The organism is Riemerella columbina DSM 16469, from assembly GCF_000374405.1.
Taxonomy (GTDB): domain Bacteria; phylum Bacteroidota; class Bacteroidia; order Flavobacteriales; family Weeksellaceae; genus Riemerella; species Riemerella columbina.
Window position 1 is genome coordinate 1 of sequence record NZ_KB894252.1, and the last position, 10,051, is coordinate 10,051.

Annotated in this window: 7 protein-coding genes and 2 rRNA genes; 6 read left to right on the plus strand and 3 right to left on the minus strand. The window is 35.7% G+C overall.

The genetic code is table 11. The annotated features are described in order from the left end of the window. Positions 1-1,594 (plus strand): 23S ribosomal RNA (locus tag C237_RS0109105); the annotation flags it as partial. Between the two features lie 201 nt (positions 1,595-1,795). After that, positions 1,796-1,903: ribosomal RNA gene (gene rrf / locus C237_RS0109110) — 5S ribosomal RNA — on the plus strand. A 152-nt stretch (positions 1,904-2,055) separates the two neighbouring features. Here the strand turns inward: rrf and mutY are convergent. Beyond that, a complete protein-coding gene (gene mutY / locus C237_RS0109115) occupies positions 2,056-3,114 on the minus strand; it encodes an A/G-specific adenine glycosylase (RefSeq protein ID WP_026315607.1) in 1,059 nt (352 codons plus the stop codon). Positions 3,115-3,160: 46 nt separating this feature from the next. Here mutY and C237_RS0109120 point away from each other — a divergent pair, with 46 nt between their 5' ends. Together C237_RS0109120 and C237_RS0109125 are read left to right on the plus strand one after the other, a co-directional pair. Beyond that, positions 3,161-3,454, plus strand: a complete 294-nt coding sequence (locus tag C237_RS0109120) for an HU family DNA-binding protein (protein ID WP_018676192.1) — start codon at positions 3,161-3,163, stop codon at positions 3,452-3,454. A gap of 235 nt (positions 3,455-3,689) precedes the next feature. Next, a complete protein-coding gene (locus C237_RS0109125; protein WP_018676194.1) occupies positions 3,690-5,249 on the plus strand; it encodes an Rne/Rng family ribonuclease in 1,560 nt (519 codons plus the stop codon). An 84-nt stretch (positions 5,250-5,333) separates the two neighbouring features. Here C237_RS0109125 and C237_RS0109130 read toward each other — a convergent pair whose 3' ends face one another. Further along, complete coding sequence (locus C237_RS0109130; RefSeq protein WP_018676195.1) at positions 5,334-6,737, minus strand: peptide MFS transporter; 1,404 nt, start codon at positions 6,735-6,737, stop codon at positions 5,334-5,336. Positions 6,738-6,958: 221 nt separating this feature from the next. Here C237_RS0109130 and fbp point away from each other — a divergent pair, with 221 nt between their 5' ends. Both fbp and C237_RS0109140 read left to right on the plus strand, forming a co-directional pair. After that, on the plus strand, positions 6,959-7,975 hold the full coding sequence (fbp, locus tag C237_RS0109135) for a class 1 fructose-bisphosphatase (protein ID WP_018676196.1): 1,017 nt from the start codon (positions 6,959-6,961) through the stop codon (positions 7,973-7,975). Next, positions 7,975-8,985, plus strand: coding sequence for an o-succinylbenzoate synthase (locus C237_RS0109140; protein ID WP_018676197.1), 1,011 nt, complete (start codon positions 7,975-7,977; stop codon positions 8,983-8,985). The genes fbp and C237_RS0109140 overlap by 1 nt, the downstream gene beginning before the upstream one ends. A gap of 771 nt (positions 8,986-9,756) precedes the next feature. On the opposite strand, the gene C237_RS0109145 is transcribed toward C237_RS0109140, so the two are convergent. After that, the coding region (locus tag C237_RS0109145) for a transposase (RefSeq protein WP_018676198.1) at positions 9,757-10,051 on the minus strand (295 nt) is incomplete at its 5' end.

Below are 10,051 nucleotides of genomic sequence, written 5' to 3' on the forward strand. Positions count from 1 at the left end.
ATCGGTAGGAGAGCATTCTATCGGCGCAGAAGCAGTATCGCGAGGTATTGTGGAGCTTATAGAAAAGAAAATGTAGGCATAAGTAACGATAAAGGGGGCGAGAAACCCCCTCACCGAAAGACTAAGGTTTCCTCAGCCATGCTAATCAGCTGAGGGTTAGTCGGGACCTAACGCGCACNCGAAAGGGGAAGTGGATGGACAATGGGTTAATATTCCCATACTTGCTCACACTAAAAAGGGGACGGAGTGCCGTACTTACTGAAGACTGACGGAATAGTTGAGACCTAGCCTACGGGCGAAGTTGTTGTAGGGAAAGTGCTTCCAAGAAAAGCCGAAGTGAAGCAACCCGTACCAAAACCGACACAGGTAGTCGAGGAGAGAATCCTAAGGTGCTCGAGTGAGTCGTGGCTAAGGAACTAGGCAAAATAGTCTCGTAACTTCGGAAGAAGAGACGCCTCCCTCCGGGGAGGCCGCAGTGAAGAGGCCCAGGCGACTGTTTATCAAAAACACAGGACTCTGCTAAATCGAAAGATGCTGTATAGGGTCTGACACCTGCCCGGTGCTGGAAGGTTAAGGAAGGTGCTTAGCGTAAGCGAAGGCATTAACTGAAGCCCCAGTAAACGGCGGCCGTAACTATAACGGTCCTAAGGTAGCGAAATTCCTTGTCGGGTAAGTTCCGACCTGCACGAATGGTGTAACGATCTGGGCACTGTCTCAGCCACGAGCTCGGTGAAATTGTAGTATCGGTGAAGATGCCGATTACCCGCAATGGGACGAAAAGACCCTGTGAACCTTTACTATAACTTCGTATTGACTTTGAGTAAACAATGTGTAGGATAGGTGGGAGGCTATGAAGCGTGCACGCTAGTGTATGTGGAGCCGTTGTTGAAATACCACCCTTTGTTTACTTAGAGCCTAACTCGGAAACGAGGACATTGCGTGGTGGGTAGTTTGACTGGGGTGGTCGCCTCCGAAAGAGTAACGGAGGCTTTCAAAGGTACCCTCAGCACGCTTGGTAACCGTGCGTAGAGTGTAATGGCATAAGGGTGCTTGACTGTGAGACCTACAAGTCGATCAGGTGCGAAAGCAGGACATAGTGATCCGGTGGTTCCGTATGGAAGGGCCATCGCTCATAGGATAAAAGGTACTCCGGGGATAACAGGCTAGTCTCCCCCAAGAGCTCACATCGACGGGGAGGTTCGGCACCTCGATGTCGGCTCGTCACATCCTGGGGCTGGAGAAGGTCCCAAGGGTTGGGCTGTTCGCCCATTAAAGTGGCACGCGAGCTGGGTTCAGAACGTCGTGAGACAGTTCGGTCTCTATCTATTGCGGGCGTTAGATGTTTGAGAGGGCTTGATTCTAGTACGAGAGGACCGAATTGAACAAACCTCTGGTGTATCTGTTGTGCCGCCAGGCGCACCGCAGAGTAGCTATGTTTGGTAAGGATAAGCACTGAAGGCATATAAGTGCGAAACCTGCCTCAAGATGAGACATCTTTTAAGGGTCGTGGGAGATGACCACGTTGATAGGCTATAGGTGTAAAGCTGGTAACAGCATAGCCGAGTAGTACTAATTACCCGTAGATTTATAGCCTAATAGAGTTGCTATAAGCTTAAAGCATAATGCCAAAAGCAAAGTACTTATAAGTGCGACCAAGGTTTTGCCTTTGTGATGTATATTTGCCGATAAAATAGATATTAGATTGTAGATGTTAGACATTAGATAAAGAGGTTAGTAACTACTAAATTCTAAGTTCTAAGTTCTAATCTCTATTTAATATCCATATAAAGACCTTTAGGGTGGTTTTAGCGGTGGGGCTCACCTGTTCCCATTCCGAACACAGAAGTTAAGCCCACCAGCGCCGATGGTACTACGAAAGTGGGAGAGTAGGTCGCCGCCAGTTTTTATTTTTGAAAAGCCTCAAGTATTAAGCTTGAGGCTTTTTTCGTTTATATTCCTAAGACATGCAAAGTATTGTGGTTTTATTTACTTTTTCTTTAAACTAAGATGACTTAAAGCATTTGTTTATAGTTATTTGATTGATGTATAAATAAGTTATTGATACCAATTTATAATCGTCTCTTCGAAAACTTTAATTGCTTTTTCTAAAGGCTTTGGAAATGATAAATTGTCTGATGTTTCTGTATTTACGATATTATAATCATTTTCTTGAGCAAAATTTTTGAAATTTTCAATGGACTCTAATCTAATATAATGAATGCTAATGTCTACATTTTTATGTGTTAGTTTGTGGTTAACTTTAAGGGTATCAATTGTATAGTTGTTTTTCCATTCTTCTGGAATAGCAGTACAGAATTCATACAAGTTTTTCCATATAGAGTCTTGATTTCTTCTTTTGATTAAAAACTCCAAATGATTAAATACAAAATAGTATTCTAATTCCATTTTTTCTATCTTGGCTTTTTTCTTTTTTACGGGAAAATTTAACATTGTCCCCGTTTGGTATGCTAAACAATTTTCATTGATTGGACATATCGTACAATCAGGATTCTTGGGCTTACATATTTCTGAACCTAAATCCATAATGGCTTGATTAAAATCGCCTGGGTTATGCTCAGGGATTATATCTATTATTAATTTCGAAAAGTATTTAAAAGCATTGGATTTAGAAATATCAAAATCATCTGCCCACACTCTTGAGAATACTCTATAAAAATTACCATCTATGGCAGGGTAAACTTCATTATAGCAAATACTAGCAATAGCAGCAGCGGTATACTTCCCTATACCTTTTAAGGCTACAATATCGTGGTAATGTTTGGGGAATTTACCTTTGTGTTGATCCATGATTTGCTGAGCTGCAATATGTAAGTTTAATGCTCTAGAATAATAACCTAAACCTTTCCAATAGAGTAAAACTTCATCAGTTTCTGCGGCTGCTAGACTTTCTACATTAGGGAAGCGTTCTACAAAATTTAAGTAATGTTGTAAACCTTGTTTTACTTGAGTTTGTTGTAAAATAATTTCTGAAATCCAAATAAGGTAAGGATTTTTGGATTTCCTCCAAGGAAGGTCACGCGCATTTTCATCGTACCAATTAAGAATTTTGGTGCCAATGTTTAGAAAATCAGGGTTTTGTTTTTTAGTTTTCAAAAATAAATCATATATTTGCACACCAAAAATAAAAACAAAAAAGGACATGACAAAAGCAGAATTGGTAAATACCATATCGAATAAGTTAGGAATGGAGAAGAATGATACGCAGAAAGTGGTAGAAGCTTTGATGCAAGAAATTAGAAATTCTCTATATGAAGGTGATAATGTATACCTTAGAGGTTTTGGATCTTTTATCATTAAGACAAGAGCAGCTAAAACAGGTAGAAATATTTCTAAGAATACAGCGATCGAAATTCCAGCACATAACATCCCTGCATTTAAACCTTCTAAATCCTTTGCAGATAAGGTGAAAACTAAAGTTCCTGTAAAGAAATAATCAGATCAATTTATTATTAACAATAAAAAATAAACGACTATGCCTAGCGGAAAGAAAAGAAAAAGACACAAGGTGGCAACCCACAAAAGAAAAAAAAGAAGAAGACAAAATAGACATAAGAAAAAGAAATAGTCTATCGTCTCTTTTTAATGACATAAGCGGTATAGTTGGTGTTTTTATTTTTGAGTATAAAACATCAACTATATTTTTGTTTCACTATTAATTTAATTTTAGAATGAAGAAAGAACTCTTAATTTCTAATGAGGGAGGTGCTTCTAAGATTGCATTGATAGAAGATGGACGCTTATTTGAACTCCACGAAGAAGAGCAAGATAACCAGTTTGTAGTTGGAGATATCTATCTTGGTAAGATTAAAAAAAATGCACCTAACCTTAATGCTGCATTTGTAAATATAGGTTTTGAAAAAGATGCATTTCTTCATTATCAAGATTTAGGACCACAATATTTAACCTATAAAAAGTTTTTAAACGAAGTTCTTTCTAAAAAGAAAAATAATTCGAGCCTTAAAAACTTTCCAATAGAAAAATACATAGAAAAGGATGGTTTGGTAGATAAAGTATTGGCTAAAGACGATACGGTACTCATCCAAATTACTAAAGAACCTATTTCGACTAAAGGTCCAAGGATATCTACACAAATTTCCCTTACGGGGCGTTTTCTTGTTTTAATACCATTTGATCAAAAGGTTTCTATCTCTAAGAAAATAAGAGATAATAATGAAAAAGATCGTCTAAAAACTTTGATAGAAAGTATTAGACCAGAAGGTTTCGGGGTTATTATAAGAACAGTTGCAGAAGGAAAAAAAGTAGCTGAGCTTCATAATGACATGAACCAATTGATAAAAAAATGGGAATCTTGTTTTAAGAATATTCAAAAACACAAAGTTCCTTCAAAAATCTTAAGTGAAGAGGACAAAGCGTCTGCTATCCTACGGGATAAATTCAATGCAGATTATGTAAGTATCGTCTGCGACGACGAAGATATGGTGCGAGGCATGAGAAATTACCTCGATGTAATAGCGCCAGAGAAAAAGAACATTGTAGAGTTTTATGAGCATCATACGCCGCTTTTAGAATACTATAATGTAGAGAAGCAGCTCAAGCAAAGTTTTGGTAAACATGTGAACATTCCAAGTTCCAAAGGGGCTTATCTTGTGATAGAGCATACAGAGGCTTTACATGTGATAGATGTAAACTCAGGTAATAATATTACCAAAGGCGCCCAAGCTAATAAAGAGCACGCATTAAGTGTTAATAAAATGGCGGCTACTGAGATTGCCAGACAACTAAGGCTAAGAGATATGGGGGGGATCATTGTAGTCGATTTTATTGATATGAGGGATGCCAACCATAGAAGAGAGCTCTATGAACATCTTAAAAATGAAATGAAGCGTGATAAAGCGCGTCATAAAATTTTACCTCCAAGTAAATTTGGATTGATTCAAATTACAAGGCAAAGGGTAAGACCTACTACGGTAATAGAAACCAAAGAAGAGAATCCTAATAAAGACGGCGAAATATTAGCACCTGTAGTTATTGTTGAGCGTATGTCTGAGGTAATTAGAACCCTATTGCAAAAAGAAAAAGGAAAGTTGTATCTTCATACACATCCTTTTGTAGAAGCTTATCTTACCAAAGGGTTGATGAGCATACAAGCCAAATGGTTTTTTAAATACAAAAAGTGGGTGACCATCATCCCGAGAGACTCGTTTAAATATCTTGAGTACCGATTGTACAACGATAAAAAACAAGAACTCGCAAGTTTCTCAAATTAAGACAAAATAAAAGTCCCTTTCTAAATATTAGGAAGGGACTTTTTTAATATAAAAGGTTATTTTTATATCACAATTATTTAGAAACTATTTCACTCCGTGCATCATCTTACTAATGTATTTGCTCAATAGAATCAATAGTAATCCACAAGCAATTACAAATCCTGAGATATAAGTAAAGATTTGTCCAGCTCCCATTTTTTCTACATAAGCGGCAATAAATCCTCCTAAGAAGTTGGCCACAGATGAAGATAATAACCATACTGCCATTAATACAGAAGCTAATCTTACAGGTGCTAATTTAGTCACCACAGAAAGTCCTACAGGGGATAAACATAACTCACCAATCGTGTGTACAAAGTAAGTCATTACAAGCCACCAAAGACTTGCTTTAATAGCTGGATCTTGTATATCGCCACCTCTTTCTGCTACGGCACCAAGCATGAACCAGAATCCAATACCTAAAATAACCATCCCTAATCCCATTTTAACGGGCGTTGTTAGTTTTTTACCTAGTTTAGAACCCCAGAACATTGCAAATAACGGCGCTAAAACCACTATAAAGAACGGGTTAACCGATTGGAATAATGATGCTGGAATGGTATAATCACCTACAAATGGTAATGTGATGGATCTATCAATAAATTTATCTGTATATAGCGCGATAGATGAACCTGCTTGTTCAAATCCTGCCCAAAAGAATACAGCAAATAAGAACAAAATGAAAATAACACTTACTCTTTGTTTTTCTACTTTTCTAAGTTCGTTACCATGCTCTATTTCTTCCTTAGTCACTTCTAGTTCTTTTTTAACTTCGATTTTCTTCTCAGGTTTTTTACCAATATTACCAAGGTATTTCTGAGCTAAAGCATTAAATAGGACTTGACCTAAAAGCATCCCAATACCTGCCGCTAAGAATCCATACTTATAACCATAAGTCATGATTTCGCCTGCGGCGTCTTTTTTAGCAAAAATATCCTCGGTTAAAATGCCAATCACAATGGGAGCCAATAAAGCACCAAGGTTAATTCCCATATAGAAAATAGAGAAAGCAGAATCTCTTCTATCATCGCCTTCTGGGTAAAGATTACCTACTAAAATAGAGATATTAGGTTTAAAGAATCCATTCCCTATAATGAGTAGGAAGAGACCTAGATAAAGCCCTATATGTGTATTAAAAGCAAATAATGCAAACTGTCCCAACATCATGGTAATACCACCAATAGTAATGGCAAGGCGCTGTCCAATATATTTATCTGCAAGCCATCCACCAATAAGCGGGGTAAAGTACACTAATCCAGTAAAGTTACCATAGATTAAACTTGCCGTGGCTGGATCAATGGAAAGTCCTCCTTGAATATAAGTTTTAGTAAGGTAATAGATGAGAATGGCTCTCATACCATAATAACTGAAACGCTCCCACATTTCAGTAAAAAATAGGAGGTACAATCCCGCAGGATGCCCTTTCTTCTTTTGCATTGTTGTATCCATATTATAAATGTTAAATATTTGTTAAGATGAGCAAATATAAACTTTTTTCGCGTTCCACAAAAGAAATCTACCTAAAAATAGTCGTTTGTTAATAAATATTGCTTAGCAGCTGTACTCAACATAAAATCCATATTCAAAAACGACTATTGATTTGAGTGGATATTATATCGTATAATTAAAACTTTTTTACGAAATTTGCGACACTAACAAAAAAAGTAAAAATGTCACAACAACCATTACAAACACTCGGAGAATTTATTATTGAGAAACAAGATGACTTTCAGTATACTACTGGAGAGCTGTCTAGGTTGCTAAGTGCAATTAGATTGGCTTCTAAAGTAGTTAACAGAGAAGTGAATAAAGCAGGGATTGCTGATATTGTAGGAAAAGCAGGCAATACCAATATACAAGGGGAAGATCAGCAGAAACTAGATGTTCTTGCCAATGATATTTTCATTAATGCTTTATCACAAAGAGAAGTGGTTTGTGGAATTGCCTCTGAGGAAAGCGATGATTTTATAGAAATTAAAAGTGGTGAGAATGGTCATCTAAGTAAATATGTGGTGCTGATAGACCCGTTGGATGGCTCCTCAAATATTGATGTTAATGTATCAGTGGGGACTATTTTCTCTATTTATAGAAGGGTAACTGAGCCTGGTACGCCCGTACAATTAGAGGATTTCTTACAGAAAGGAGTTAACCAAGCGGCAGCGGGCTATGTGGTTTATGGTTCTTCTACCATGATTGTTTATACTACGGGAAATGGCGTTAATGGCTTTACATTAGATCCAAGTTTAGGAACTTATTATCTTTCTCATCCCAATATGACTTTTCCAAAACAAGGGAAAATTTATTCTATCAACGAAGGAAATTATATTAAGTTTCCACAAGGGGTAAAAGATTATTTAAAATATTGCCAAATGGAGGAAGGCGATCGTCCATACACTTCAAGATATATTGGTTCTTTAGTTTCGGATTTTCATAGAAATATGATAAAAGGAGGTATTTACATTTACCCATCGTATTCGCAAGCGCCTAATGGTAAACTTAGATTGCTTTATGAATGTAACCCTATGGCATTTTTAGCGGAGCAGGCGGGCGGTAAAGCATCTAACGGATTTGAAAGAATTTTGGAAATAGAACCTACAGAGTTGCACCAGCGTGTGCCATTCTTCTGTGGTAGTTATAATATGGTAGAAAAAGCGGAATCTTTTATGGCACAAAATAAAGAATCTTAATGAAAGCCACCTATCAACTTTATACTTTAAAATTTAAAACACCCGGCGGTACTTCGCGGGGTGTTTTGACGACTAAAGACACCTATATTTTAGAAATAACCGATGGGCATCGTAAAGGTATTGGCGAGTGTGGACTATTCCGAGGATTGAGTTGTGATGATGTCCCAGACTATGAACAACGCCTAGATTGGTTATGCGAAAATATCGATCAAGATAGAACATTACTTCAAAACGCTTTAAAAGATTATCCTTCCATTTGGATAGGTTACGAACAAGCCATGCAAAATTTAGAATATGGTGGAACGCTATATTTTCCTTCAGAATTTACACAAGGCGAAGCATCTATTACCATTAATGGCTTAATATGGATGGGCGATACGGAGTATATGAAAACTCAAATTGAGGATAAATTAAAATTAGGTTTTTCATGTATTAAACTGAAAATTGGAATCCGTTGGGAAGAGGAAAAAGCAATATTGAAACAATTAAGACAACTATTTCCAAAGCAAGATTTAGAACTAAGAGTAGACGCTAATGGTGCTTTTAGCTTCGAGGACGCTCAACGGGTTTTAGAGCAGTTGGCAGCATTAGATATACATTCCATAGAGCAACCAATTAAAGCGGGACAAGTAGAGCATATGCAAAACTTATGCTTAAACACGCCTACACCAATTGCATTAGATGAAGAATTGATTGGAATAAATAATACAGAAGCTAAACAACAACTGATTGAGACCATTAAACCACAATATATTATCCTAAAACCATCATTAGTAGGTGGCTTTTCTGGTACTGATGAATGGATCAGTATTGTGGAGCAAAATGGATCAGGTTGGTGGATTACTTCTGCCTTAGAAAGCAATATTGGACTTAACGCCATAGCACAATATACCTATATTAAAAACAACAAAATGCCTCAGGGATTAGGAACGGGCGGATTATTTACGAATAATTTTGATAGCTTTTTGATCCTTGAAAGAGATAAAATGTGGTTTACTAAAAATACATGATATATAAAAAAAAATGAGACGATTTCGATATATCTATATGATTATAAATTTATTGTTTGTTCAAATTATAGAGGAATTAGATATGATATTTTAAAATATTGTTATTAATTATTTTATAAAATTTAACAAAAATAAAAAGTATATAGGAATTATTTGTTTAGCACCTTGTAATGGTTTCATTTTACAGCATTGATTTCAAATAAAAAATAAAAATATTTTCATATTTATAACTAAAATAATATATTTGCCACTGTTATTTATGAAAATATATAGGAGTAATAACATCAAAGTTTTTTGTTCTTTCATATTAGCAGCAGTGCTATTATGCAGAGTTTTATTTCCTGTAGGTAGCTTTTCATTAAAAGAGAATTATTCATTTTATCAAAATCAAAATAAGTCTCCTCAGTATAATAATCTTTGTTCTTTAAATAAGTGTAATCATCACTCACATATTTATAAGGCATAAGCACAGAAAATTATATATTTCTTTTCTCCATATCTTTCGCCTTCTCTTATAAAGCTCTCTTATACAATTACTTATTATAGCAATAAGATTTTATTTTCATTACAATCTTTCATTTTAAAAAAGCTATTCTTAAATCAACATTATAGAGGGCCTCCTTTTTTATAGTTTTATATAATAAGCCTATGATAAGTAAGCGTATTTCCTTAGAATATAGGCGTTTTTTATATATTTATCTTAATTTTTTTAGTACAGTATGCACTGTTAGAGAAAAATATAATATTATAAATTAGAATGTATATCCGTTTTTATACCTGATTTCCTGTTATAGCAGCTATAATCACCCTATCGAATAATCGTTCTCCAAAATATCGCCTGTTTAGCTTGTATACAAATTCATTTAAGTATAATTGAAGATATTTGCCTTTGATTTTGTGGTAATTACCTAACAAGTTTCGTTTCGCATTACTTATAAATATATGAACCCATCGCAATGTCTCCTTTGTGGTTGCTTTGCTTGATTTTTTAGTCACATATATTTCAACATAATTAGATATATCAACATAGGAAGTACTTTTATCAGTGAATACAATAGATTGCTTG